This is a genomic window from Rhizorhabdus argentea, from assembly GCF_037861105.1.
GTDB classification, from domain to species: Bacteria; Pseudomonadota; Alphaproteobacteria; order Sphingomonadales; family Sphingomonadaceae; genus Rhizorhabdus; species Rhizorhabdus argentea.
This window is the reverse complement of the sequence record NZ_JBANFK010000003.1, coordinates 89,164-114,346: the sequence shown is the minus strand read 5'-3', so window position 1 is coordinate 114,346 and position 25,183 is coordinate 89,164. Positions and strand designations below refer to the sequence as shown.

Sequence of the window (25,183 nt, the reverse complement as noted above, 5' to 3'; positions counted from 1 at the left end):
CGGTTTAATCGAAACGCATCAGGTCGGCCGAAGCCTTGTCGATGTCCTGCGCGCTGCTCATCATCTTGACCTGCATGTCCCAGTCCCGGCTCGCCTCGATCATGTCGATCAGCGTGGCCGAGGCATTCACGTTGGACCCCTCGATCGCACCCTGGCGGACATTCGCCTGTGGATCGGGCGCCAGCGTTCCGCCGTTGCGTGGGCGGAACAGTCCATCGAGACCCTTGGCGATGTCGGTGCCGTTCGTCGCCACCAGCTTCAGCCGGTCGACCGTTTGGATCTGGCTGGGATCGGCGCCCTGCGGCACGATCGAAATCGTCCCGTCAGACGCGATCGTCAGCTTGTCATAGGGCGGCAGCGTGATCGGCCCGCCATCGCCTAAGACGGGAAGTCCGTCGCCGGTGGTGAGCAGACCGCTGTCGCTCAGCTTGAGGTCGCCCCGCCGCGTATAAGCCTCGTCGCCCTCGCGGCTCTGCACCGCCAGAAACGAGTCCTTGCCCTGGATGGCGACATCGAGATTGCGCCCGGTCTCGCTGACCGTGCCCTCGGACATGTCGGCGGAAACCACCTCGCCCGAGTTGGTCGCGCGAGCTTCGAAACCGTCGCCCTTGAGGTACAGCGCCGTGCTCGAGCTCATCTCGCCGCGAAAACCCGCGGTGTTGATGTTGGCGAGATTATTGGCCGTCGTCGTCTGACGCGCCATCGCCGCCCGCATCGCGGATAATGAGCTGTAGATGAGCTTGTCCATGGCCGGGCTCCGCTAGCTGTTACGATCAGGAGCGCAGGTTGACGATGGTCTGGGTCATCGTGTTGGCCGCTTCGATCGCCTTCGCATTGGCCGAGAAGTTGCGCTGCGCCTGGATCAGCGCGACCAGCTCCTCTGTGATGTCGACATTGGCCTGCTCGAGAGCACCCGACTGGATCAGGCCGGTGCCGTTGGAATTGGCCTCGCTGATCAGCGGCTCGCCGGAAATGCCAGTCGATCCCCATTTGCTGTCGCCGAGCTGGCGCAGGCCCTCCGGGTTCGAGAAGGTTGCCAGCACGATCTTGCCGAGCGCCTGGGTGTCGCCGTTCGAGAAGGTGGCCGAGACGAGGCCGTCGGCGCCGACCGAGACGTTGTCGAGTTGGCCGGCGGCATAGCCGTCCTGGGTGAAGCTGGTCAGCGTGAACGGGGCCGACGCCATTTTTGTGTTGGCGCCATAGGTCAGCGAGAAGGCGATCGGGCCGGTGGCGCCGGTCGGGCTGACCTGTGCAGTGGTGAGCGCCGCGGGGGTCGCACCGTTGACCTTGCTCAACGTGCCGAACTGATCGAACAGCAGCGTCACCGGCGTCGGCGGCGTCGGCGTCGCGGCGTCGGAGCTGATCTCCTTGTCGCCGATGAACGTGCGTGCGGTCCACGTCGTGTCGGTGACCGCGCCGGCCGGGATGTTCTGGCGAACATAGTAGGTCGTCATCGGAAAGGCGGTGCCCGATGCGTCGTACACGGTCGTCGTTGTCGACTGGTTATAGCTGTTCGCATCGAACCGGTCGAAGGCATAAGGATTCGCGGCGGTGTACACGGCCCGAGCCGCTGGCAGGTCAGCATCCGCCGGAAAGGTCACGGCGAGATCGACCGACTGGGTCGAACTGGATGTACCCGAGGTCAGCGGCAACTGCAGCGACCGGGTCGAGTTCAAGCCGGTTGCCGTCACGGTGCCGGTGGAGTCGGTCGGCAGGACCTGGAGATAGGCGCCGCCTGAGTCGACCACATATCGTTCGGAGTCCACGCGGAACGAGCCGTTGCGGGTATAGGCGACGTTCGAGTTGGACGACGAGGTACGCGTCACGAAGAAGCCCTGGCCTGAGACGGCGAGATCGAGCGAACGTTCGCTGTTCTCGAAGCCGCCCTGGGTGAACTGCTGCGCGATGCCGCGCAGGCGGGTGCCCTGCCCCGCGACGGTCGCGCTCTGCAGCGGCGCCGAGGAGACGATGTCGCCAAATTCGGCCGAGCTTTTCTTGAAGCCGGTGGTGCCGACATTGGCGACGTTGTTCGCGATCACCGCGAGCTCGGTCTGCGAAGCCTTGAGGCCGGAAAGTGCAGTGTAAAAGGACATGGTCTAAGCTCCGTTACCGAAAATCAGGAAAGCTGCAGGGCGTCGGCGGGGTCGATATTCCCCAGTGGCGTGACGAGCTTGGTGGAACCGCTCGCCGGCGACTGGACGCCTGACACGGTGGTCCAGCTCGATGTGGTGGTGGCGATCTGCTCAGCCGCGGTGTTTTTCGCGCTGACCGAGATGGTGAGCGGCCCGGAAACGGCAGTGCCGTCCTTGCCCTTGCCATCCCAGTAGAAAGGCACGTCGCCCTTGGCGACGTCGGTGGCCGAGCCGGTGTAGACAACCTTGCCCGTTGAATCGACGAGGCTGATGTCGACCCGCGACGCGTCCTCCGGCAAGGTGACGTTGCCGGCGAAAGCGCCGTCCGCCAGCGCGGTAGCGGTCTTCGACTGGACCAGCGCCGACTTTCCGATCCAGCTCGCGGCATCGCCGACCCGCGAGGCGGCGATGCCCGCCGAGATCGTCTTGAGCGAGGCGTTCATCTCGGCGATCCCGGTGGTCGACGAGAATTGCGCCATCTGCGCGACCATCTGGGTATTGTCGACCGGATTGAACGGGTCCTGCGTCTGCATCTGGGTGGTGAGCAGCTTCAGGAAGGCGGTCTGGTCGAGCGCGTTGTTGGTCTTGTTGGTTGTGGTTGTGGCGCTGGCCGCCTTGCCGTTCAGGCCGTCGAGATAGCTGCTTCCAGTTGATATCGTCATTTGCCGAGCCTCAGCGTGTCGAGAGTGAGCGTCTTGGCGGTCTGCATGACCTGCACGTTGTTCTGGTATTGACGGGCGGTCTCCATCATCTCGACCAGCTCCTGCGCCTGGTCGACCCCCGCTTCCCAGACATTGCCGTCCTTGTCGGCTTTGGGATGATTGGGGTCGTAGCGCTTGGTGGGTTCGATGTTGGAGGCGACCACCTGGTCGACCTTGACGGTCGCGACGCCGGGGCTGTCGGTGACCGAGGAAAAGACCGGCTTGATCGCCCTGAAGGCTTCAGCCTTGCTCCCCGCGACCGACCCGGCATTGGCCAGGTTCGAGGCCGAGGTGTTGAGGCGCACCATCTGTGCGGACATTGCGCGGCTGGCGATGTCAAAGACCGAGAGATTGTTGGCCATGGCTTATTCTCCCCGCAGCGCTTGCATGACCGTCCCGATCCTTCCCTCCAGGAAGGACAGCGTGGTCTTGTACTGCAGGGCGTTCTCCGCGAACTGGTTCTGCTCGGTCGACAATTCGACGGTGTTGCCGTCGATCGAGGTCTCGAGCGGAATGCGATAACCGACATTGCTCTGCGCGGCCTGGCCGGCAGACAGGCCACCATTGTCGGTGGCGTCGGACAGCGCCTTCTGGAAATCGATGTCGCGCGCCTTGTAGTTGGGCGTGGCGGCGTTCGCGATGTTGGAGGCCAGCATCGCCAGCCGCTGGGATCTTATCTCCAGCGCCTTGCCATGTACCCCGAAAAGCGGATCAGCCATTTTTCGCTTGTCCTCTAAAACTCTGCCGCCATCGGCCGTTAATCATGTTCGAACAGGCTCGACGGCTGCCTTGCGACCCTCCCAAGCAACTGCCGTGCCAAACGTGGTTAACGAGGGCTGTGCCGCCGCATTTTCTGGGATTTGGCGCTGCTCCGGCAATTTCCTGCCGGGGGCGGCAATTTCCTGCCGGTCGATATTGCCGGGTCCGTTAGCCATGTCCGGCAACGGTGCCTTGACCAATTATGGGCATTGGGGAAACGATGTTCCTGCTCGAAGAAATTGCCCGCTATGTCGACCCGGCCGCCATCGGCATCGTGTTCGGAGGAACCGCGCTCACCACCCTGTTCCGCTCGACCCGGGCCGATATCGGACACGCCCTCGGGGCGCTCGGGCTGCTCGGCAAGGCGGACCCGGCCGCAGATGCCGCCGCCGCCCGCGTGTCCGTCAGCCGCATCCGGGAACTGGCGGAAGTCCGCAGCATCAGTTGCGTCGATCGGGTCGAGACCGCCCAACGCTTTCTGCTGCGCGCCGCTCGGGAGCTTTCGGATGCACGAACCTCCAGCGAATTCGCCCGTTGGGCCGATGATGAGATCGAAGCTCGACGCGTGCGTCACCAGGCCGTCGCTGGCGTGTGGCGATCGGTTGCCGAAACAGCGCCGGCAATGGGCATGATCGGCACGATCGTCGGGCTCGTGCAGATGTTCGCCAACATGGACGACCCATCCAAGATCGGGCCGGGCATGGCCGTGGCCATGCTCACCACCCTTTATGGCGTAATCCTGTCTTCCGGCATCGCAGCCCCTATCGCCGGTCGGCTGGAGAGCCTGTCCGAAACCGAGCTGGCCTGGCAGAACGCCGCGTGCAAACAGCTCGAGTTGCTTGCACGCCAGGAACTCGACACGCTGCCCCATGCGGTCAGGCCCAGATTGCGGACGGTGCCGTGATGCGGCCGATTTCCCAGCGCTGGATTCTAAGCTTCGCCGATCTCACCCTGCTGCTGCTCGCCTTCTTTGTGATGATGCAGGCGCAGGTCAACGATCGACTGAAGCTCGCCGCCGGTATGCGCGGAGCGTTTGGCGGCAGCGGCGATGCGGCCGGAGCGGCGGTGCAGGGGCTGGTTGCGGCGAGTATCTTCGAGGCAGGCGAAGCGATCTTGAAGCCGAACGAGTCCGCGCGGCTCGCCGCAGTCGGCGCCTTGGCCGCCAAGGCGAAAAATCGCGTCATTGTCTCCAGCCAAGGCCGCGAGGGTCAATCGGCGCGACTCGACAGCTGGGAACTGTCGGCGGCGCGCGCGACCGCAGTCGCCCGCGCCATCAGAACGGGCGGCCTACCCGATGCGATGATCGAGATCGCCATACCGCCGATGCGCGCGAGCGATCCCGCCACGGGCGGCCAGCGCATCTCCGTGCAACAGATTCCGGCCGCGAGCCGCTAGCCTGCCGGACCGTCGCTCCGCAAAATGCCCGGAAACAGCGTCACCGCGCCGTTAACCATTTGTTTGCTGATTGCCGGGTATAGATCGCGACATGATCCGAAGCCCCGTCATCAACCGCATCGCGCTCATCGTCCCCGCCCTGCTGGCGGCGGCGCCTTCCTATGCGCAATCGGCACTCCCGCCGGCGCAGGACCTCAACCAGCTCGAACAGATCGTCGTGACCACGCTCGGCGCCGATGTCGGCCAGCCGGGTGGACCGATGGTGCCAATCGACCGGCGCATGCGACTCGCCGCCTGCCCGATCGGCATCCAGGTCGATCCGCCGACGGCCGGCGCGGTCACCGTGCGTTGCACCACGGCTGGCTGGCGCTTGCGAGTACCGCTGATGCGGCAGAACCTGTCGGCAGCGAACGGCGGTGCCGCAGGGGATCGTGCAGGCGCGTTCGGAAGTGCGGATATACGCAAGGGCGATCCCGTACAGCTTATTGCGCAAGGATCGTCCTATTCGATCAGCGTCGATGCAACGGCGATGGAAGATGCCAATATCGGCAATCGAATTCGCGTCGCAACCACTTCGAAAGGTTCTACAGTTTTCGCCGAGGTGATCGATGTCGGCCGGGTTCGCCTCCTCGGATTTAAATAGTTTCTAAACCTGTCGTTATTAGCGGCAGAGGTGAAACGTGAACGACAGGCCAGATTTGAAGGGACCGGCAATGATCAATGGGGTAGGTCCGACCAGCCCGATCCGCATCGGTCAGGTCAAGGACGACAAGATTGCGGCGCCAGCGGCAACCGAGTCTGCCCCGGCAGCGACAGGCGCGGCTGCGACGCCGTCGCTGGTGGCGGCGTTGACCGAAGCCGGTCCGCCGATCGACGCCGACAAGATCCGCGCGATCCGCGAAGCTATCGCGGCCGGGAAATATCCGATCGACGCCAAGGCCATCGCCGCCAAGATGATCGCGCTCGACCTCCCCCAGGAGACCATGTGAGCGAAGCCGCCGTCGAACGCCTGATCCTGTCGAGCGAGGCCTTGATAACCGCGCTGGACAGCCATGACGTGGACGCCCTCGAAGCGGTGATGCCGCTGTTCGGCGAAACCGTCGAGGCGCTGAAGGCCCTCTGCGGCGGGCCTCGACCGGCGGCGCTTTCGCCGCGCCTGGCGGAGGCGCTCAAACTCGCCGACGCCGCACGGGCGCGGGTGCGCTATCTCAGCGACCGAACCCAGCAGCGGATCGACATGCTGGCCGTTGCGACCGGAAGGTTCGACTGCACGCCTGCGACCTATGGACGACAGCGTTAACCGCCCCTCCTCGTCAAACCACCAGAAAGTTCGACCACGATATGCTGGCCAGGTTGGTCAGCGTCGCGAACTGCGATGCCGCGCCTCCACCATTGCCATCGGCATCGAAGTAGAGCGAACCGCTGCCCGCGTCGTAGATGATCCGATGATCGCTGCTCGCGGCTTCGGTGCCGACGTTGAACTGGTTCGCCGCCAAGGTGCCGAGCGACAGGCCCTGGAACACCGTCTGGTACAACCGGATCATGTCCGAGACGCTGTTGAAGTCGGTAATGCTGTCGACATTGTCGGCACCGAGCGCGGTCGAGAAGACGAACACATCCTTGCTCGATCCGCCCGTCAGCACGTCGCTGCCCGCGCCGCCGTCCAGGGTGTCATTGCCTGCGCCGCCCGATAGCGAGTCCGCGCCACCCGCACCAACCAAGACGTTGGCCCCGCCGTTGCCGGTGATCGCATTGGCATCGCCATTACCGCTGCCATTGATCGCGTTCGTCCCGGTCAGGACCAGATTGTCGACATTGTCGGTCAACGTGTAGCTGATCGACGCGCTGACGCTGTCGGTACCTTCCCCCGCCTGTTCGACGACGACGTCCGTCGAATTGGTGACGACATAGGAATCATTGCCCTGCCCGCCGCTCATCTGGTCGGCGCCGGCGCCGCCATCGAGCGTATCGTTGCCGTTGCCACCGGAGAGCGTGTCATTGCCGCTACCGCCATCGAGCAGGTTGTTGCCGTCGTTGCCGGTCAGCACATTGGCGGCGCTATTGCCCGTGCCGTCGATCGCGCTGGTACCCGTGAGCGTCAGATTCTCGACATTGCTGCCCAGCGTCAGACTGATCGAAGACCGCACCGTATCGGTGCCCTGATCCGCCGCTTCGACGACGGTGTCGCCGGTGCTGGTGACCGAATAGACATCGTCGCCGTCGCCGCCGACCATGCGATCCGATCCGGCGCCGCCGGTCAGCGAGTCATTGCCCGAGCCTCCATCGAGCGTGTCGTTGCCGTTGCCGCCCGACAAGCTGTCGTCGCCGTCGAGGCCGGTCAGGACATTGGCGCCATCATTGCCGCTGAGCGAATTGGCATCGCCATTGCCGGTGCCGTTGATCGCGGTGGTACCGGTCAGCGTCAGGTTCTCGACATGGTCGGACAGCGTGTAGCTGGCGGTCGACGTGACGCTGTCGGTGCCCCCGCCGTCCTGCTCGATCACGGTATCGGCCGAGCTGCCGACGACATAGGAGTCGTCGCCCTGGCCGCCGGTCATCTGATCGCTGCCCGATCCGCCGTCGAGCGTATCGTTGCCGTTCCCGCCGTCGAGCACATCGTTGCCGTTGCCGCCGCTGAGCAGGTTGCTGCCCTCGTTGCCGGTGATGTGGTTGTCGAGCACATTGCCCGTCGCGTTGATTGCGCCGGTGCCGGTCAGGGTCAGATTTTCGACATTGGCGGTCAGCGTATAGCTGATCGAGGAACTCACCGTATCGGTGCCCTCATTCGCCGCCTCGATGACGACGTCGCCGGTGCTGGTCACCGAATAGCTGTCGTCGCCGGTGCCGCCGCTCATGCGATCCGATCCGCTTCCACCGATCAGCGCATCATTGCCGGCCCCGCCGGTCAGCGTATCGTTACCGTTCCCGCCGCTGAGCGTGTCGGCGCCGTCATCGCCGGACAGCGCGTTCGCGGCGTCGTTGCCGGTGATGACATTGTCTCCGCCATTGCCGGTCCCGTTGTTCGCGCCGGTACCCGTCAGGGTCAGGTTCTCGACATTGGCGGTCAGCGTATAGCTGATCGTCGAGCTGACGCTGTCCGTGCCCTCGTCGGCATTCTCGACGACGATATCCGACGGATTGCCGACCAGATAGGAGTCGTCGCCCTGACCGCCGCTCATCTGGTCGGCTCCCGTACCGCCGTCGATGATGTCGTTGCCGTTGCCGCCATCGATGACATCATTGCCGGAGCCGCCTTCGAGCAGGTTGCTGCCTTCATTGCCGACGATGTGATTGTCGAGCGTGTTACCGGTGCCGCGCACATCATCTCCACCGGTCAGCGTGAGATTCTCGACATTGCTACCCAGCGTCTGGCTTATCGACGAGACGACCGTGTCGGTGCCCTGGCTGGTGGCTTCGGTGACTGTATCGCCGGTGCTGTCGACGATATAAATATCATCTCCGTTACCGCCGCTCATTCGGTCCGATCCGTTACCGCCGTCGAGCAGATCATCGCCATCGCCACCGGACAGCGTGTCGTTGCCGCTGTCGCCGAACAGCACATCGTTGCCGCCGAGGCCGCTCAGGCTGTTGGCGCCGCTGCCGCCGACAATCTGGTTGTCGAGGCCATTGCCGGTGCCGTTCACCGCATTCGAAGTGGCCAGAAGCAGATTTTCGACGTTGGCGCCCAGTGTCTGGCTGATCGTCGAGTAGACCGTGTCGCTGCCGCCATCCACGTCCTCGACGATGACGTCGCCCGAGCCGACGCCGAGATAGATATCGTTGCCGTTACCGCCGACCAAACGATCGTTGCCGGCGCCGCCCTCGAGCGCGTCGTCGCCCTCGCCGCCGCTGAGCGTGTCGTTGCCCGCGTCGCCGTACAGATAGTCATAGCCGTCCTGGCCCGACAGCGAGTTGGCGCCGCTGTTGCCGATCAGAAAATTGTTGAGCTCATTGCCGGTGCCGTTGATGTTGACCGTGCCGGTGAGGACGAGGTCCTCGACATTCGCACCGAGCGTGTAGCTGATCGAGGCGTCGACCTCGTCGATGCAACCGCAGTCACCATCTTCCTGAACGACGTCGCCGGCGCTGGTGACGATATAGGTGTCACCGCCTTCGCCTCCGGTCATCAGATCCGAGCCGCTGCCGCCGTCGAGCGTGTCGCCGCCCGCACCGCCATCGAGCGTATCGTTGCCCGCTCCACCGGCGAGCGCATCGGAGCCTTCGCCGCCCGCCAGCACATTGGCCGCGCCGTTTCCGGTGACGACATTGTCCAGTTCGTTGCCCGTGCCGTTGATCGCATTGGTGCCGGTCAGCGTCAGATTCTCGACATTGTCGCCGAGGCCGTAGCTGACCGAGGCGCTGACTGTGTCGATGCCCTCGCCATATTCTTCAATCACCGTGTCGCTTGGATTGCCGACGACATAGCTGTCGTCGCCGGCTCCGCCCAGCATCACATCCGCGCCGGTTCCGCCATCGATCGAGTCATCTCCCGCTCCTCCCTCGATGTGATCGTCGCCCGATCCACCATCGAACGTGTCGTTGCCCTCCTCGCCGAACAATGCATTCGCGCCGCTGTTGCCGGTGATGACATTGGCAAGCGCATTGCCGGTTCCGCTGAGCCCGCTACTTCCCGTCAGCGTCAGATTCTCGACATTGTCGCTCAGCGTGACGGAGATAGAGCTGTTGACCATATCGCGACCTTCGCCGGCCTGCTCGATCACCTGATCTCCAAGATTGTCGACAGTGTAGCTGTCATTGCCGGTGCCGCCGACCATATAGTCTGCTCCGGTGCCGCCGTTCAGCGTGTCGTTGCCGGCACCGCCCTCGAGATAGTCATCGCCGCCATTGCCGGTCAGCACGTTCTTGCCGCTGTTGCCGATAAGGTCGTTGGCGGAGCCGTTGCCGGTGGCGTCGATGTCGCCGGTGCCGAGCAGTGTCAGATTCTCGACATTGGCGGCGAGTGTATAGCTGACCGTCGAGAAGGCGCTGTCGGCGCCTTGGTTGGCGGCTTCGACGATCACGTCGCTTGCAGTGCTCACTTCGTAGCTGTCGTCGCCATTGCCGCCTGACATCCGGTCCGCGCCGGCGCCGCCATCGAGGCTGTCGTTACCTCCGCCGCCCGCGAGCGTGTCATTGCCGTTGCCGCCGGAAATCTCGTCATAGCTCGATGTACCGGTGATGATGTCGTTGCCGTTCCCGCCCTCGATTTCGAAGCCGACATCGGCGTCGTCATCGAACACATAACCGGACCCGTTAAAGCTGTCGCCATCCGCGACATTGACCGAGATCTCGCCGACGCCGCGGATCGCCAGGTTCGGACCCAGGCCGTTGATGATCGTGCTGCTGATGTCCAGATCGGCATCCGTCTGGCTCGACGTGTTGGAGCTGGTGGCGGTAAAAGCCGCCTGAAGATCGATGCCCTCGATCGACTGAAGCTGGCCCTGGAAGCTCACATTGCCGCCGACCGACAGATAATCGAAGCCGTTGCCGCCATCGAGCAGGTTGTTCGCGAAGGTGAAATTGGTTGGGCTGCCGCCGAAGGGTGTGATGTTCGCTATGTTGAGCAGGTCGTTGCCGCCCCCGGCATGGATGGTGTTAGCCCCGCCGCCGCCGTCCAGTATCTCGCTGCCACTGCTGCCGTTGAGCGTGTCGTTGCCGACGCCGCCGAGCAGCGCCTCGACACCCTCATGACCCGCCGAAGCGTTGAGCGTGTAGTTGCCGGGCGCGACCGCGATCAATCCCACCGTATCGCCGGGATTGAAGACATCATCGGAGCTGTTCCAGCTCGCGTCGCGCACGAAAGGCGAGAGGGTGTAGGTGCCGGGTGCCACGGCAAGAAGGAGGAGCGTATCGTCCCCTTCGCCGCCCTGCAACACGGCCGTGCTCGATATCCCGGCGCCGACCTGGGAGGTGAAGGCCGCGGCGACCAGCCTAGAGCCGGCATCGGAATCGAATTGGAGCTGTTCGATCGACGACAAGGACGTGCCGTACAGCCCGACGGAGTCGATGCCGCCGGCCGAGCCAGTGCTGTGGAGGCCCGCCGACGCGACGATCCGCAGCGTGTCGGTGCCGTCGCCGCCGTCGATGGTGTCGTTGCCCCCGCCGCCGGCGAGCGTGTCATTGCCATTGCCGCCGGAGATCTCGTCATAGCTCGACGTGCCGGTGATGTTGTCGGCAGCATTCGAGCCCTCGATCTCGAAACCGACGTCGGCCTTCCGCGAACACATATCCGGATCCGTCGAAGCTGTCGCCAGCCTGGACGTTGACCGAGATCTCACCCTCGCCGCGGACGGTCAGGTTCGGCCCAAGCCCGTTGAGCGTCGTGCTGCTGATATCCAGATCGGAATCCGTCTGGCTCGACGTGTTGGGGCCAGTGGCGGTAAAGGCCGCCTGAAGATCGATGCCCTCGATCGACTGAAGCTGGCCCTGGAAGGTCACATTGCCGCCGACCGACAGATAATCGAAGCCGTTGCCGCCATCGAGCAGGTTGTTCGCGAAGGTGAAATTGGTCGGGCTGCCGCCGGAGGGGGTGACGTTCGCGATGGTGAGCAGATCGTTGCCGCCGCCGGCATGGATCGTGTTGGCCCCGCCGCCGCCGTTCAGTATCTCGCTGCCACTGCTGCCGTTGAGCGTATCGTTGCCGAGGCCGCCGAGCAGCACCTCGACACCGTCATGATCGGCCGCAGCATTGAGCGTGTAGTTACCGGGCGCGGCCACCACCAATCCCACCGTATCACCGGGATTGAAGACATCATCGGAACTGTTCCAGCTCGCGTCCCGCATAAAGGCCGAGACGGTGTAGCTGCCGGGCGCCACGGCAAGAAGGAGAAGCGAATCGTCCCCTTCGCCGCCTTGCAACGTGGCCGTGCTCGATATCCCGGCGCCGACCTGGGAGGTGAGGGCCGTGGCGATCAGCCTCGAGCCCGCATCGGATTGGAATTGCACTTTTTCGATCGACGACAAACTTACGCCGAACAGCCCAACCGAGTCGATGCCGCCCGCCGGAGCAGTGCTGTGTGCGCCCGCCGAAGCACTAATCTGCAGCGTATCGATACCCAAGCCGCCGTCGAAGACCTCGCCATTGGCCGGCGCGTTGGCGACGGTCAATATATCGTCACCTTCCCCGCCATGGAGCACGTCCGCGCCGGCGCCGCCATCAAGCGTGTCATTGCCCTCGTCGCCGAAGAGATTGTCGTTGCCCGCGCCGCCATCGAGCGTGTCGTTGCCACCGCCGGCTTCCAGCGTGTCGTTGCCGCCCAGACCGCTCAGGCTGTCGCCGAGCTCTCCACCGTCGAGGTAATCGGCATTTTCGGTGCCGGTCAGGAACCTCGGCGTCGCGAAGATGAAGTCGTTCGCGGTCAGGCTCGCCTTCGCGACGCCCTGCAGCGTATAGCTGATCACCTCGCCGTCGTCGGTCGTACCAATCACCGCGTTCCCGCCGACGTCCGACAGATAGGGCTGCAGCGCCGCGAAGCTGTCGACGCTCGTCGCCGACAGATCGATCTTGTCCGCGCCAACCGTGAAATCGGTGATGATCTTGATGCCGTCGCCATCGACAACGAAGACGTCAGTGCCCGCGCCACCGGCCATCGTGTCGTTGCCGTCGCCGGCATCGAGCGTGTCGTTGCCCGCGTTGCCGTTCAGGACTTCATTATTATCGCCGCCGATCAGCACGTCGTTGCCGACATTGCCCGCCAGGCCTTGAATCCCGGCATGCGTCGTCGCCGCCACCAGCGTGTAATTGGGCGCGGTGCCGTTCTGGTTGGCCGAGCCGTTCAGGAGGACGATATCGCTCGTCGCCGCATCCGACGTCGTCGTCCAGTTGGTCAGCGTGAAGGAGGGCAACTGGTAGGTGCCGGCGACGGTCGGGGTCAGCACGACCAGCAGGTCATGACCATCGCCCCCCACCAGTTCGGCGTTATTGGCAAGGCCGCTGCCGAGCTGACTCCTTGCGATTAAGACGCCAAAATCCGTACCCGCAACCGAATTGAACTCGAGCCGTTCGATTGAATTGAGTGTGCTGCCGACAAAAAACGAGCCAAGCAGCGATCCGCTGATCGCCTCGCTCGAAGACACACGCAGCGTATCGGTGCCGTTGCCGCCGTCGAAGGTTTCGGACAAGGGGAACGCGCCGGTCTGGATCAGGACGTCGTCGCCATCGGAACCATAAAGCTGATCGACACCCGCGCCGCCGTCTAGCGTATCGTTGCCTGCGCCGCCCGAGATGCTGTCATTGCCGGCGCGGCCGTTGAAAAAATCGTTGCCGCCCAGGCCAATCAACGTGTCATTATATGCGCCCCCCGCCACGACCGATCCGCTGGCATTTCCCTTGAAGATGGTCGCTTCGAAGTTCGAGAGGTTGAACCTATCGCCGCCTGACGTCAGGCTCGAAATGCCATTGGGATTGTCGCTGCTACTGAACCAAGTGTTCCCGGTGGCCGACAGATCGAGATAAACGGTATCGACACCACCGCCCCCATCTAGTTCGATCGCGGGTCTGTTCCCGGAGGATGACAATGGAGAAGTGCCGTAGGCGCCGCCTAGCAGATCATCCCCGCTGCCGCCGACGATGTTGACGTCCTCAACGTTGGTGATCGAAGCATCAGCAACGCCCCCGACGGTCGCTCCGTAAGTGACTCCGCTCACGCCGCCATTGATGAGGATCACCGAGGCTGAGCGATCGGAAAAGTCCAGATAGGCCGTATCGAAGCCAGCCCCGCCGTCGATCGTATCTCTTCCCCCACCACCTGCCAGATAGTCGTTGCCGCCAGCGCCGAATATGCTGTCATCGCCAGCGCGGCCGTTGAAGACATCTGCATCATCGAGACCGACCAGTATGTCGCTATAGGCACCCCCGACCACTACCGATCCATTGGCATTTCCCTTGAAGTTGATCGCTTCGAAGTTCGAGAGGGTGATCTTCGAACTCCCACCCATAAGGCTGGAGATACCGCTGGGATTATCGCCGATGCTGTACCAGGAGAGGCCGGTGGCCGACAGATCGAGATAAACGGTATCGACACCACCGGCCCCGTCCAACGAGACGGCTTGTGGGAAGACCGTATAGACGCCACCGAGAACATCTGCGCCCGATGTCCCGGTGATATTGTCATTGGCTCCCGAGCCGTTGACGACGAAATTCACATTCGAGCCGGGCGCAAAGCTATAGGCAGAACCATCGAACGTCTGACCAGCCGCTAAATTGACGGTGACAGTGCCGACGCCATCGAGTTGGAGATTAACGGGCAGTGCGGAGATCGTGGCGCCCGAAATCGTCAGTGCGGCCGGCCCCTGATAGGCCGTGGTGGCAGCGTTGGCGCCGGCAGGGAGCGGAACGGCGGGCGCGAGGTAGATGCCCTCGACCGACTGGAGCGTTCCCTGGAAATTGACCGTGCCGCCGACCGACAGGAAATCGGTGCCACTGCCGCCATCGAACAGGCTGCCGATACCGGTGAAGCTCGTTTCTGCGCCGTTGGTGATGGTGTTGCCGATCTGCAGGACGTCGTTGCCGCCATTGCCGTGCAGCACGTTCGTGCCGGTGCTGCCGTTCAGCCGGTCGGTACCCGACGAACCGTTGAGCGTGTCGTTTCCGCCGTTGCCGCTCAGCACCTGGATAACGCCGCTGGCGGCGTTGGCCTCCGACGCGGTCAGCGTGTAATTGGAATTCCCCTGTGCATTCAGGATGATCACGTCGCTTGCCGTCGGCACATAAGGTTTCGACGCGGTCGTCCAGTTGGAAAAGGTGAAGGTCGGCAGCACGAGATTCGTGTCCGTCCCCATGCCGCCTTGGGCCAACAGGACCAGCGAATCGATGCCATTGCCGCCGTGCAGCGCCCCCGGAATGGCGTTGGTGACGCCGGTCCCGGCGTTCACGAAATGATAGGTGAGCGCCATCGATATGCTGGTCCCGGCGGTCGACTGGAAATCGATCGCTTCGATATTCAGCAGCGGAGGCGTATTGTAGGACGAGCCGATAATCCCATTGCCGCCCGCGGTGGCACCCGCGATGTTGTGCAGTTCGAGCGTGTCATAGCCGGCGCCGCCATCGTAGAAGCCGTTCGTCTGCTGGATATCGAGCACGATGATGTCGTTGCCCGCCCCGCCGATCAGGCCGTCGGTGCCGCCCTTGCCGTAGAGCACGTCGTCGCCGTCATTGCCGATGAGCGTGTTGTTGCCTGTCGTCCCGGTGAGCGTGTCGGCATAATCCGATCCGCCGACGCCTTCGACAGTGGTGATCGTGTCCAGCCCGCCGCCGCCGGTGTTCTGCTGTGTGGTGATGCGTAGGTCGACCGAAACGCCGGATTCGGCATCCACATAGCCAATCTGGTCGTTGCCGGCGCCACCGTCGATCAGGTCATTGCCGTCGCCGCCGCTGATGAAATCGTCGCCGTTGCCGCCGCTCAGCGTGTCATCGCCTTCCTCGCCGAAGATATTGTCGCCGCCGCCGAGCCCGCTGATGCTGTCGTTGAGGGCGCCACCCTCAAGGATGTCGGGATTTTCCGTGCCGGTGATATTCTTCGGTGTCGCGAAGATGAAGCTGCTGGCATCGAGGCTTGCGAGCGCCACGCCCTGCAGGGTGTAGCTCGTGTCGTCACCCGCGATGATCGCATCACCGCCGCTCGACGACAGATGGGGCTGGAGTGCCGCGAAGCTGTCGACATTGGTATCTGAAAGATCGATCTTGTCCTGACCGACGGTGAAGTCGGTAATGATGTTGCTGCCGCCTTCGCCTTCCAACACGAAGACGTCATTGCCGGCGCCGCCCGTGATCAGGTTATTGCCATCTTCCCCGATGATCGTGTCGTTGCCGTTGCCGCCGATCAGCGTGTCGTTGCCGTCATCGCCGTTGATATAATCATTACCATCGCCGCCGGTAATCAGGTCGTTGTTTATGGTCGCGGATATGCTGTCGCCGCCGGTGCTGCCGTTGATGGTGAACCGGATGTCCGAACCCGCGTCGAAGACATAATTCGCGCCATTGAAACTGTCGCCAGGCTGCAGGGTGACGATGATGTTGCCGGTGCCGTCGAGCTCGAGGTTCGGGCCCATCCCGCCGATGGTGGCGCTGCCGATGGTGAGCTGGGCCGCCGCCTGGCTGAGGGCACCCGGAGCGCTATTGGTGTATGCCGGTTGAAGATAAATGCCTTCGATCGACTGGACCGTACCCTGAAAGTTCACATTGCCGCCGACCGACAGGAAGTCGGTGCCATTACCGCCATCGAAGAGCGTGCCGGCCCCGGTCAAAGTGCTCTCGACACCGTTGAGGATCGTGTTGCCTATGAACAGAGAATCGTTGCCGCCATTGCCGTGAAGTTGGTCGACGCCGCCGCCGGAGGAGAGCTGGTCCATCCCCGACGACCCGTTGAGGGTGTCGTTGCCGCCCGATCCGATCAGCAACTGGCGCAGCCCGTTCGCGGCATTGGTCTCGGTGGCGCTCAGCACATAGTTGAAATTGCCGGCGCCGATCAGTCCGACCGAGTCGCCCGGCAAATAGGCCCGTGTCGGACTGGTCCAGTTGGTCACGCTATAGGTCGGGACGGAAATATTGAGATCCGAACCCATGCCGTTCACGGCTACCGTCAGGAAATTATCATAACCGGCGCCGCCGTCGAGGATGGTCGGCACGGCGAAATTGAGGGTGGTGGCGCCGTTGACGAAATGCTGCGTCGCGATCACGCTGACGGCGGTTCCGGCATCGGACTGGAAGTCGACCTGCTCAATGCCATTGAGGCCGAAGCCGCCATAGGAGGTGGTCGGGCCGAAAAGGCTGTTGCCCGCGCCGCTGATCGAATGAACTTCGAGAGTATCGATGCCGTTACCGCCGGTGAAGGTGCCGCCGGTGATCGCTGTGTCGAGGACGATGGTGTCGTTGCCGTCGCCGGCCGAGATCGTGTCGTTTCCACCTCGGCCCAAGATCACGTCGTCGTTGCCGGTTCCAACGATGCTGTCTGCGCCGGGCGTGCCCTCGATATTGGGGGGATAGACGAAGCCGGGCGAGAGCGTGACGTTCAGGTCGGAGTTATCGTTGAAGACAACATTATCGGCGTTGACGACAGTCTGCAGGGTTGCGCTGTTAAAGAACAGCGACTTGCCGTTGGCGGTAAGCGATGTCGTGGTGGCGCCCGTGGCAATCCTCAGATTGGCGGCATTGATGGATTGGTTGGCGAAGACAATGAGGTCGTTTGACTGCACACCATTGGCTTGCGCCTGCGTCATGTTCTCAAAGACATAGATAGTCATCGCTTAATCCCCCGCCAACCGTATAGGGCGCGCTCCCGCGCCAGACATGATGATATCTAGATGCCGACTCTGTCGCTGGATGAACCGCACGCTCCGCCGCGCATTGCGCTACTCATGCATAACCCCCAAATATCTCGCGGCACGAATCGCACCGTCGAGAAACCGCGATCGAAAATCCGCGTATTTTCGCGAAAACTCAAAAATCAACGGTTCGACAGGATTTTCCGCCCCTGCGGACTATTAATTGAATATTAACGTTCGTGCCACGGAAACTAGCTCCATAGCTGTCCCTATATGTTACTTCGGCGATACGATATTCGTGTAGCGACCGAGCCCGGATTACGGGAAGGTGCGGCGGATGCTGATCCGGCTGTCCTACCAGTAGGCTGACACTCTTCCGGCCGCGGTTGCTTCAGGCGAAATGAAACCGGAGGTCCGCTTCCGCCAATGGTCGACGGCGGATCGGAATCTTCCCTTCCGCGACATAGCAACGTGCTTGAGGCAGCAGTTGCGAACCCATTCCATATTTGGGTTTTGTCGCGCTGCCTCCCTTTTTTCTCGCCCTCTGGATGGCCGACCTACAGGTGCAGAAACCAAGGCGCGATTTGGTCAGCGGTGCTTCTTAGCGATGGTCGCCGTGAAATCTGGGGCCTTGTTTGCCACCCAATCGACAAATTTGCGTATGTTTGGATCAGACCGCAGGGCCTCCACATCCATCCCATGGCGTTGCAGTTCGGAATTCGTGAAATTCGTGATCAGCGTCTGCTGGCAAATGGAGTGCATGGGCACAACGTCGCGCCCGCCCCGGCTCTTCGGCACCGGATGGTGCCAGACGATAGTCTTCCCAGTGGGCCGGCCACAGAGCCAGCAATGTACCACCACCGCTGGAGCCTCCTCCTCGCGATGCGAGTCTCCATAGGGATCATATTTCGAATGCTTGCGGGCCATGGGTCTGCCTGAATTGCCTGAACTTGCGCTGCCCACCTATCGCTGTGCGGTCAGCATTACCATATCAGCATCTCCGACTTCGGAGCTCAGCTTCTCAACCGTCAATGTCTGCCATCAGGAACCTCACCCAGGCGCAAACGTTAACGATGCGTCAGGTCGAGACAGATTCATCGGGCGACACCAGCTCGAAGCCCTGTTTCGCGGAGAGTTTCGATGTCCGTGTCTTTGCGTACCACCGTCCTCGCCCTTGCCGCGTCGCTCAGCCTCACCGCCTGCTACGATGACGGCTACAGCTATGGCGGAATGTCGGTGGGCTATGGTGCCAGCTACCCGGCCTATTATGGCTGGTATGACGACTATTATTACCCCGGCACCGGCTATTATATCTACGACCGGGGCGGCCATCGCCACCGCTGGAATGACGACCACCGGCGCTACTGGCAGGATCGCCAGCGGACGTTCCGAGGAGCCGATCGCGGTGATCGGCGCGAGCTTCGCGAGAACTGGCAGGGCTTTCGCCAGGACCGACGCGGAGACAACCGCGCTTTCTGGCAGGACCGGCGGGAAGGTCGCGAGGCGCTGGCACGGGGCGATATGACCCGTCAGCAATTCCGACAGGACCGGCGAGCTGACCGGCAGTCGTTCCCACAGGAGATGCGTCAGGACCGGCAATCGTTCCACCGCGAGAACCGCCGCGGCCGCCGCGACTGAGGTGGAGCACCACCGGAGCGGGCACCGTCTCCCTACCTCTCCTGAAGGTACAGATGGTGGGGAGCCTGTGGCCCCTAAACTTTTATCCTTAATCGCCGTGCTTAACCGCCTCTAACCCAAAATTAACCAGATCTGGCGCACTCCTCGCTTTGCAACCACGCCAAGGCGATCGAGGACGACATGCCCAGAGCATCAGTTTCCGCCAGTTTCCGGAACTTTCGGCGCCCCGCGCGCCAGGAGGCCTGAGTCATGGCGGCGCCGGTGTCGATGAGCCGGAAATTGTGGGCCGCGACCGGCCGCAGCGCGATCCTGCCGATGGCGACGCTGATGCTGGTCGGCCTGATGGTGATCCCGGTCCCTGCGTTCGTGCTCGACATGGGCTTCATCGCCAACATCATGATCAGCCTCGCGGTGCTGATGGTGGCGCTCAATGCCGCCAAGCCGCTCGACTTCTCATCCTTCCCGACCGTGCTGCTGTTCGCCACCTTGTTCCGCCTCGCGCTGAACGTCGCTTCGACCCGCGTGGTGCTGGTCGACGGACATCAGGGACCAGCCGCGGCTGGCCATGTCATCGAGAGCTTCGGCAACTTCCTGATCGGCGGCGACTACGCCGTCGGCCTGTTCGTGTTCGGCATCCTGATGGTGATCAACCTGGTGGTGATCACCAAGGGTGCGGGCCGGGTCTCCGAAGTTTCCGCGCGCTTCACCCTCGACGCGATGCCCGGCAAGCAGATGGCGATCGACGCCGACCTGAACGCTGGTCTGCTCACCCCGGAAGAGGCCAAGCTGCGCCGCCAGGAAGTCGCTACCGAGGCCGATTTCTACGGCTCGATGGATGGCGCCTCGAAGTTCGTGAAGGGCGATGCCGTCGCCGGCGTCCTTATCCTGGTGATCAACATACTGGGCGGCCTCATCCTCGGCGTCATGAGCCACGGCCTGTCACTGAGCGAAGCCGCCTCGACCTACATCATCCTCGCCATCGGCGACGCACTGGTCGCACAGGTACCGGCGCTGCTGCTGTCGATCGCGGCCGCCGCGATCGTCACCCGCGTTTCCTCGCCACTCGACCTGGCGGGCCAGATCACCAGCCAGTTCGGCTCGGCCCGCGCCTGGGCGCCGGTTTCCGGCATCCTCGCGCTACTCGGCATCGTGCCGGGCATGCCGCATTTCATCATCCTGTCCGCCGCCGGCGTGGCGGGTTTCGCCGCCTGGAAGATGAGCACGTCGAAGCGGGTCGAGACTGCCCTCGAGGTTGCCGCCGCGGAAGCCGCAGCCGCGCCCGCCCCGGTTTCACCCAACAGCATCGACTGGAACGACATATCCGATGGTGCCGCCCTCGGCCTCGAGCTCGGCTATGGCCTCGTCGGCCTGGTCGACGAGCGCAAGGGCGCACCGCTCATGGCGCGGATCACCGGTATCCGCCGCCAGCTCTCGCGCGAACTCGGCTTCGTCGTACCGCTGGTACGGGTTCGCGACAATCTGAGCCTGCCGCCCAACGCCTATCGCATCACCGTCGCCGGCGTGATCATGGGCGAGGACGAGGCATTTCCCGAACAGCTGCTCGCGCTTGACAGCGGCGATCTCGAAGGCACGGTCGACGGCCGCGTCTGCCGCGATCCCAGCTTCGGCCTCGAAGCCGTATGGATCACCCCCGAGAAGCGCGGCGACGCGATCGTCGCGGGCTATACCGTCGTCGACCCCGCCACGGTGGTCGCGACGCATCTCAACCAGATCATTGCCGCCGCCGCCGCCGACCTGTTCGGCATGGACGAGGCGCAGCGCCTGCTCGACGCACTCAAGGAATCGGCGCCCCAGCTGGTTGGCGGCCTGACCCCCTCCCCGCTCAGCCTCGCCCAGATTGCCGCGGCCTGCCGCGCGCTGCTCGCCGAAGGCGTCCCGCTCAAGGATTTCCGCCGCATCGCCGAATCCATGGTCGATGCCGCCGCACAGTCGAACGACGCCCCCGCTCTGGTCGAGAATATCCGCTCGCGGATCGGCGCGCTGATCGTCCAGACGCTGGTTCCTGTGAAACTGCCGCTGCCGGTGGTGACGCTCGATGCCGGCCTCGAATCGCTGCTCGCGCAGGCGGTGCGGACGTCGCCCGGCGCGGCACACCCGTTCGAGCCGGCGCTCGCCAACCGGATCGTATCTGCGATCGCCGAGGCTTCCGCGCCGATGGTGAACAGCGCGACCCGCTTTGCCATCGTAACGTCGCCGATTGCGCGGCGCGCACTGGCACGCCTCCTCAAACCCCATTTGCCGGAAACGCCCGTCATGTCCTTCCTCGAGATCCCCGATGGGAAAGCCGTCGAAGTCGCGGCGGTGGTCGGTGGTGGCCCATCCCCTAACGGCACTGCCGGCGCCCTGGGCGCGCGACAGATGGAGACCGCAGCATGATCCGCGACCGCATCGACGTGACCAATCCGTTGACCTCGCCGGCCCGGCAGCGCAGCGCCCGCGTCATCAGCATTGCCTGCGGCCGCAGCGGCGTCGGCAAGACGACGATCGCCGCCAATCTGGCGCTGTCGCTGTCGACGATGCACCGCCGCGCCATGCTGGTGGATTGCGATCCCGGCCCCGGCGATGCGACGCGGATGATGGGCTTCGACCCGGCGGAATCGATCAACGACGTGATCGGCGGACGGCTGACGATCGATCAGATCGTGGTAGATGGGCCCGAGGCATTGTTCGTCGTGCCCGCGGGACCGGCCGATGCCGCCGGCCGCGTCGACCTTGCCGCGCGGCTCAAGCTGGCCGATGCTTTCCGCCCGCACCGCCGCTCGCTCGACTATGTCATCGTCGATACGCCCGGCAGCGCCGATCCCGACACGCTCGACATGGTGGCGTCGGCCGACCTGCCGGTGGTGGTGCTCGCGCCCGACGCCGATCGCTTCATGGATGCCTATGGCACGGTGAAGCTGCTCGCGCTCGACCATGGTATTCGCGACATTGCGATCGTGACCAACCGGATCAGCGACGAAGCGATGGGCCGCGAGCTGTTCCGACGCTTCCGCGAAGTGTCGGGCCGGTTTCTTGCAGATACCACGCTAAGCTATCTGGGCGGCATTCCTCGCGACGAACGCGTGCTGACCGCGGTCGCGCGCCGGCGCCTCGTCGTCGATCAATATCCCAGCGCCCGTGCGGCACAGGCGCTGAGCCACCTCGCCCGCACCATCGACGCGCTCGACATCCGCGCCCAGGCTGGCGGCGACTGCTTCTTCGGTATGGAGGCGGTTGCCCGTGCTGGCTGAAACCCGCAACTCCACGCTGCACACCTATGGCCGCAAGCCGCAGAAACCGCGGCCGGAGGATCTGGTGCGCAGCCATATGCAGCTTGTCCGCAAGATTGCCTGGCACGTCCATGGCCGGGTCTCCTCGGCGATCGACATCGAGGACCTGATCCAGATCGGCATGATCGCGCTGGTCGAAGCCGCCAATGGCTATGAGGATCGCGGGCACGCCTTTTCCACCTATGCCTCGCTGCGGGTGCGCGGAGCGATGATCGATCATCTGCGCCGCCACGCCTCGATGAGCCGATCGGCGATGGGCAAGCGCCGGGAAATGCTCAAGGCGAAGTCCGATTTCGAGAAGCGCTACGGCCGCAGCCCAAGCGATTCTGAACTGGCCCAGGCGATGGGCCTCGACGGCGCCGCTTTCCGCGCACTGGTCGATGAAACGGCGGCCACCTACCAGGAATCACTCGACGAGGTGTATTCGGACCAGTCGATCTGGTTCGCCGACGTTGAGGAGCGCGCCGACCAGGGGATCGAGCGCGAGGAATTGGCTGCGGCGCTCGGCGAGCATATCGCGGAACTGCCCGAGCGCGAGGCGATGGTGCTCCAGCTCTATTTCGTCGAGGAGATGAATCTCGAAGAAATCGGCCAGACGCTGAACATCGGCGCAGCGCGAGTCTGTCAGATCAAGAAGGTAGCGCTCGACAAGCTGCGCGCGTCGTTGAAAGACTGGCGCTAAAGCCCAATCTTTGGCGCGATCCCCGCCCAACAGCCATCGCTGCAAGGCAGCACTCCAGTCAAGACAGCGGAAATCCCGGATCAGACAGCTTTGGCATGGCTCGTGCAACAGCGCTCGCATCCAGCGGACGCGGTCCGCTCCACGAAGGAACAGGTTCGATGCAACGCTCTCAACCGTCGCTCTTTGCCCGGCACGACACCTTCTTCGGCGTTTGCGAGGCGATCGGCCAGGACTTCGGCTTTCCCTCCAATTATGTCAGGGTGGCGCTAAGCCTCGGTCTGCTCCTGAGCCCACTCGCCACGGTGGCCGTGTATGTCGGCGCTGGCCTGCTCGTTGCAATCTCCCGCTGGATCTACCCGGCCCAGGTGGCGAATGTGGAGGCCCAACCGACCGTGCCCGCGAAAGCAGGGCGGACCGACAACGACCAGGGCGCGAGCGTCTTGGCCGAAGCGGCTTAAAAGCCTCTCGCGGGCCTGCGCGAGAGGTAGGAGTCTACCGCCCGTCGAGCGCCGCTTCGACGCGCGCCATCTTCATGCCAAACTCGTTGAAGCGAGCGTTGGTATCGGCATGCCCGCTCTGGATCGCCTTCAATACCGTGTTCATCGGATCATGCTCGACCAGGCCCGCTTGGAGAACTTCCATGCGGTGCTTGAGCTCCTCGCTGCTGACCGGTGCATTGGCAAGCTGCGCGCGCTGTGCCTGTAGCAGTTCGATCTGCCGATCACGGACCAGCCGCAAGTCGTGGATCAGCGCATTAGCTGTCGCGAGCTGCTGCTGCCGCTCGCGCGCATCGGCGACCACGAGCTGCGCGGACATGATCGTACGCTCCGCGACGATCAGGCCGGCGCCCGAGACCAGACTGGATATAAGACCGACGCCGATGGCGATCTGGCTCATCCTGCTCGGCGACCTCGGTGCCGAAGCCGGCTGCACGACCTCAGGGACAGCGACTGGTGCGGGCGCAATAATATCAGCAGGTGGCGTAGGAACGGGCTGCATCGCCAGTGGTTGGACGGCAGGCTGATCTATCGCGCCCGCCACGAGCGCGTCGAGGTCATCGAAGTCGTCGATCTGGATCGACATGATCCCGACGGGCGCACTCTCCTCGTCCGGTGCGGAGAAATCGATGGGCCCGATGCCCCCGACATTAGCGGCGGGCGGATCATCGCGCGTCTGGACGACGCTGGTTTCGAGATCTTCGAGAGCCTTGAGCGCTGCGTCGAAACCGCTGCCGCTGTCCGAAACCGAGATCGTATCCATCGAACTTGTCCTGTCGACCGCTAGGGGCACTTCAAGAAAAAGGCCCCCGGCGCGGGGAAACTAAGCGCCGGGGGCCCGAGAGACGGCCGCCTGAGGAGGCCAGCTATCGTTTAGCGGAGCAGGCTCAGCACATTCTGCTGGCTCTGGTTCGCCTGGGCGAGCATCGCCGTCGAAGCCTGTGCCAGGATCTGGGACTTGGCGAGCGACGTCGATTCCACCGAGAAGTCCGCGTCCTCGATCCGCGAGCGGGCCTCGGACAGGTTGTTGACGTTCGCGGTCAGCACGTTGACGGCGGCGTCGAGGCGGCTCTGGGTAGCACCGAGACCGGCACGGACCGTGTTGACCTGGGTCACAGCGGCGTCGAATGCGGTGATCGCGGTACCCGCGTTTGTCGTGGTATCAACCTTGATCGTGCTGGCATAGGCCGCAGCAACCTTGTCGAGACCGCCGACCGAGATCGAGGTCGTGTCACCCGAATTGATGCCAGTCTGGATCGAGAAGCTGGTCGCCACGGAGGTAGCGCCGAACAATGTGTTACCGTTGAACTTGGTCTTGGTGACAACATCGCTGATCTGCGACTGCAGCGCCGCGACTTCCGTCTGAAGGTTGTCACGATCGCTCGACTGGTAGGTGCCGTTCGAGGCCTGCACAGCCAGTTCGCGGACGCGCTGCAGCATGTTGGTGACTTCGCCCAGCGCGCCTTCGGCGGTCTGCGCCAGCGAGATGCCGTCGTTCGCATTGCGGATCGCGACCGACATGCCGCGGACCGAAGCGGTCATCGAAGAGGCGATGGCGAGGCCGGCTGCGTCGTCCTTGGCGCTGTTGATGCGCTTGCCGCTCGACAGGCGCTCCATGGCAGTCGCCTGCATCTGGCCGGCGAGCCGGCCGGCATTCTGTGAACGTAGCGAGGAAATATTGGTGTTGATGACAGACATGAGTGAATCCTTCCGCTGTTACTCGGCGTGCCGGCCAACTCCGCCGTTCTCGCCACGATCCGGTTAACGACCCCCCGAAACTATGCTTAAGGAAGAAAGATGGTTAAGCGCCATTAACCATAATTTAATT

General features: G+C 63.5%; 20 protein-coding genes. 10 read left to right on the top strand and 10 right to left on the bottom strand.

Annotated elements, in window-relative coordinates; translation table 11 throughout:
* Window positions 1–4: 4 nt before the first annotated feature.
* The 5 genes from flgF to flgB are packed head-to-tail and all read right to left on the bottom strand — an operon-like array spanning window position 5 to window position 3,552.
* Window positions 5–748 carry a flagellar basal-body rod protein FlgF gene (gene flgF, locus AAC645_RS03425; RefSeq protein WP_340313853.1) on the bottom strand — a complete coding sequence of 248 codons (744 nt, stop codon included), beginning with the start codon at window positions 746–748 and terminating at the stop codon, window positions 5–7.
* Between the two features lie 25 nt (window positions 749–773).
* Window positions 774–2,093 (bottom strand): flagellar hook protein FlgE, encoded by a 1,320-nt coding sequence (locus tag AAC645_RS03420; RefSeq protein ID WP_340313852.1) that lies wholly within the window; start codon window positions 2,091–2,093, stop codon window positions 774–776.
* A gap of 23 nt (window positions 2,094–2,116) precedes the next feature.
* Entirely contained in the window at window positions 2,117–2,794 is a 678-nt protein-coding gene (locus AAC645_RS03415) for a flagellar hook assembly protein FlgD (protein WP_340313851.1), read from the bottom strand.
* Window positions 2,791–3,195: a flagellar basal body rod protein FlgC gene (flgC, locus tag AAC645_RS03410; RefSeq protein ID WP_340313850.1), complete on the bottom strand. Its 405-nt coding sequence runs from the start codon at window positions 3,193–3,195 to the stop codon at window positions 2,791–2,793. Before flgC ends, AAC645_RS03415 begins: the two co-directional genes overlap by 4 nt.
* A gap of 3 nt (window positions 3,196–3,198) precedes the next feature.
* The gene (flgB, locus tag AAC645_RS03405) at window positions 3,199–3,552 is read right to left on the bottom strand and encodes a flagellar basal body rod protein FlgB (protein WP_340313848.1); all 354 of its coding nucleotides are present in this window, start codon (window positions 3,550–3,552) and stop codon (window positions 3,199–3,201) included.
* Window positions 3,553–3,812: 260 nt separating this feature from the next.
* Here flgB and AAC645_RS03400 point away from each other — a divergent pair, with 260 nt between their 5' ends.
* From AAC645_RS03400 to AAC645_RS03380, 5 genes are all read left to right on the top strand, one after another.
* Window positions 3,813–4,496 carry a motility protein A gene (locus tag AAC645_RS03400; protein WP_340313846.1) on the top strand — a complete coding sequence of 228 codons (684 nt, stop codon included), beginning with the start codon at window positions 3,813–3,815 and terminating at the stop codon, window positions 4,494–4,496.
* Window positions 4,496–4,987 carry a flagellar motor protein MotB gene (locus tag AAC645_RS03395; RefSeq protein WP_340313844.1) on the top strand — a complete coding sequence of 164 codons (492 nt, stop codon included), beginning with the start codon at window positions 4,496–4,498 and terminating at the stop codon, window positions 4,985–4,987. Before AAC645_RS03400 ends, AAC645_RS03395 begins: the two co-directional genes overlap by 1 nt.
* Before the next feature lie 91 nt (window positions 4,988–5,078).
* The gene (locus AAC645_RS03390; protein ID WP_340313842.1) at window positions 5,079–5,630 is read left to right on the top strand and encodes a flagella basal body P-ring formation protein FlgA; all 552 of its coding nucleotides are present in this window, start codon (window positions 5,079–5,081) and stop codon (window positions 5,628–5,630) included.
* Between the two features lie 70 nt (window positions 5,631–5,700).
* Window positions 5,701–5,976 (top strand): flagellar biosynthesis anti-sigma factor FlgM, encoded by a 276-nt coding sequence (flgM, locus tag AAC645_RS03385; RefSeq protein ID WP_340313840.1) that lies wholly within the window; start codon window positions 5,701–5,703, stop codon window positions 5,974–5,976.
* Window positions 5,973–6,287: a hypothetical protein gene (locus tag AAC645_RS03380; protein ID WP_340313839.1), complete on the top strand. Its 315-nt coding sequence runs from the start codon at window positions 5,973–5,975 to the stop codon at window positions 6,285–6,287. The genes flgM and AAC645_RS03380 overlap by 4 nt, the downstream gene beginning before the upstream one ends.
* 13 nt (window positions 6,288–6,300) lie before the next feature.
* Here AAC645_RS03380 and AAC645_RS03375 read toward each other — a convergent pair whose 3' ends face one another.
* The 3 genes from AAC645_RS03375 to AAC645_RS03365 form a co-directional block, all read right to left on the bottom strand.
* Window positions 6,301–11,214: a beta strand repeat-containing protein gene (locus AAC645_RS03375; protein WP_340313838.1), complete on the bottom strand. Its 4,914-nt coding sequence runs from the start codon at window positions 11,212–11,214 to the stop codon at window positions 6,301–6,303.
* Window positions 11,132–17,227 (bottom strand): hypothetical protein, encoded by a 6,096-nt coding sequence (locus tag AAC645_RS03370; RefSeq protein WP_340313837.1) that lies wholly within the window; start codon window positions 17,225–17,227, stop codon window positions 11,132–11,134. The genes AAC645_RS03375 and AAC645_RS03370 overlap by 83 nt, the downstream gene beginning before the upstream one ends.
* A 609-nt stretch (window positions 17,228–17,836) precedes the next feature.
* Entirely contained in the window at window positions 17,837–18,175 is a 339-nt protein-coding gene (locus tag AAC645_RS03365) for a hypothetical protein (protein WP_340313836.1), read from the bottom strand.
* 213 nt (window positions 18,176–18,388) lie between these two features.
* Between AAC645_RS03365 and AAC645_RS03360 the strand changes: the two genes are divergently transcribed.
* From AAC645_RS03360 to AAC645_RS03340, 5 genes are all read left to right on the top strand, one after another.
* Window positions 18,389–18,886 carry a hypothetical protein gene (locus AAC645_RS03360; protein WP_340313835.1) on the top strand — a complete coding sequence of 166 codons (498 nt, stop codon included), beginning with the start codon at window positions 18,389–18,391 and terminating at the stop codon, window positions 18,884–18,886.
* A gap of 249 nt (window positions 18,887–19,135) precedes the next feature.
* Complete coding sequence (flhA, locus tag AAC645_RS03355; protein WP_340313834.1) at window positions 19,136–21,283, top strand: flagellar biosynthesis protein FlhA; 2,148 nt, start codon at window positions 19,136–19,138, stop codon at window positions 21,281–21,283.
* The gene (locus AAC645_RS03350) at window positions 21,280–22,137 is read left to right on the top strand and encodes a MinD/ParA family ATP-binding protein (protein ID WP_340313832.1); all 858 of its coding nucleotides are present in this window, start codon (window positions 21,280–21,282) and stop codon (window positions 22,135–22,137) included. Before flhA ends, AAC645_RS03350 begins: the two co-directional genes overlap by 4 nt.
* Window positions 22,130–22,858, top strand: coding sequence for a sigma-70 family RNA polymerase sigma factor (locus AAC645_RS03345; protein ID WP_340314150.1), 729 nt, complete (start codon window positions 22,130–22,132; stop codon window positions 22,856–22,858). The genes AAC645_RS03350 and AAC645_RS03345 overlap by 8 nt, the downstream gene beginning before the upstream one ends.
* A gap of 158 nt (window positions 22,859–23,016) precedes the next feature.
* Entirely contained in the window at window positions 23,017–23,316 is a 300-nt protein-coding gene (locus AAC645_RS03340; protein ID WP_340313830.1) for a PspC domain-containing protein, read from the top strand.
* A gap of 34 nt (window positions 23,317–23,350) precedes the next feature.
* Here the strand turns inward: AAC645_RS03340 and AAC645_RS03335 are convergent, their stop codons facing one another.
* Together AAC645_RS03335 and AAC645_RS03330 are read right to left on the bottom strand one after the other, a co-directional pair.
* Complete coding sequence (locus AAC645_RS03335) at window positions 23,351–24,118, bottom strand: hypothetical protein (protein WP_340313828.1); 768 nt, start codon at window positions 24,116–24,118, stop codon at window positions 23,351–23,353.
* Between the two features lie 110 nt (window positions 24,119–24,228).
* Window positions 24,229–25,053, bottom strand: coding sequence for a flagellin N-terminal helical domain-containing protein (locus AAC645_RS03330; protein WP_340313826.1), 825 nt, complete (start codon window positions 25,051–25,053; stop codon window positions 24,229–24,231).
* Window positions 25,054–25,183: the final 130 nt, after the last annotated feature.

What these genes read in the sequence shown, in the direction of transcription:
- flgF (WP_340313853.1), bottom strand. Translation starts at nt 748, where the DNA reads ATGGACAAGCTCATCTACAGCTCATTATCCGCGATGCGGGCGGCGATG.
- AAC645_RS03420 (WP_340313852.1), bottom strand. Translation starts at nt 2,093, where the DNA reads ATGTCCTTTTACACTGCACTTTCCGGCCTCAAGGCTTCGCAGACCGAG.
- AAC645_RS03415 (WP_340313851.1), bottom strand. Translation starts at nt 2,794, where the DNA reads ATGACGATATCAACTGGAAGCAGCTATCTCGACGGCCTGAACGGCAAG.
- flgC (WP_340313850.1), bottom strand. Translation starts at nt 3,195, where the DNA reads ATGGCCAACAATCTCTCGGTCTTTGACATCGCCAGCCGCGCAATGTCC.
- flgB (WP_340313848.1), bottom strand. Translation starts at nt 3,552, where the DNA reads ATGGCTGATCCGCTTTTCGGGGTACATGGCAAGGCGCTGGAGATAAGA.
- AAC645_RS03400 (WP_340313846.1), top strand. Translation starts at nt 3,813, where the DNA reads ATGTTCCTGCTCGAAGAAATTGCCCGCTATGTCGACCCGGCCGCCATC.
- AAC645_RS03395 (WP_340313844.1), top strand. Translation starts at nt 4,496, where the DNA reads ATGCGGCCGATTTCCCAGCGCTGGATTCTAAGCTTCGCCGATCTCACC.
- AAC645_RS03390 (WP_340313842.1), top strand. Translation starts at nt 5,079, where the DNA reads ATGATCCGAAGCCCCGTCATCAACCGCATCGCGCTCATCGTCCCCGCC.
- flgM (WP_340313840.1), top strand. Translation starts at nt 5,701, where the DNA reads ATGATCAATGGGGTAGGTCCGACCAGCCCGATCCGCATCGGTCAGGTC.
- AAC645_RS03375 (WP_340313838.1), bottom strand. Translation starts at nt 11,214, where the DNA reads ATGTGTTCGCGGAAGGCCGACGTCGGTTTCGAGATCGAGGGCTCGAAT.
- AAC645_RS03370 (WP_340313837.1), bottom strand. Translation starts at nt 17,227, where the DNA reads ATGACTATCTATGTCTTTGAGAACATGACGCAGGCGCAAGCCAATGGT.
- AAC645_RS03365 (WP_340313836.1), bottom strand. Translation starts at nt 18,175, where the DNA reads ATGGCCCGCAAGCATTCGAAATATGATCCCTATGGAGACTCGCATCGC.
- AAC645_RS03360 (WP_340313835.1), top strand. Translation starts at nt 18,389, where the DNA reads ATGTCCGTGTCTTTGCGTACCACCGTCCTCGCCCTTGCCGCGTCGCTC.
- flhA (WP_340313834.1), top strand. Translation starts at nt 19,136, where the DNA reads ATGGCGGCGCCGGTGTCGATGAGCCGGAAATTGTGGGCCGCGACCGGC.
- AAC645_RS03350 (WP_340313832.1), top strand. Translation starts at nt 21,280, where the DNA reads ATGATCCGCGACCGCATCGACGTGACCAATCCGTTGACCTCGCCGGCC.
- AAC645_RS03340 (WP_340313830.1), top strand. Translation starts at nt 23,017, where the DNA reads ATGCAACGCTCTCAACCGTCGCTCTTTGCCCGGCACGACACCTTCTTC.
- AAC645_RS03335 (WP_340313828.1), bottom strand. Translation starts at nt 24,118, where the DNA reads ATGGATACGATCTCGGTTTCGGACAGCGGCAGCGGTTTCGACGCAGCG.
- AAC645_RS03330 (WP_340313826.1), bottom strand. Translation starts at nt 25,053, where the DNA reads ATGTCTGTCATCAACACCAATATTTCCTCGCTACGTTCACAGAATGCC.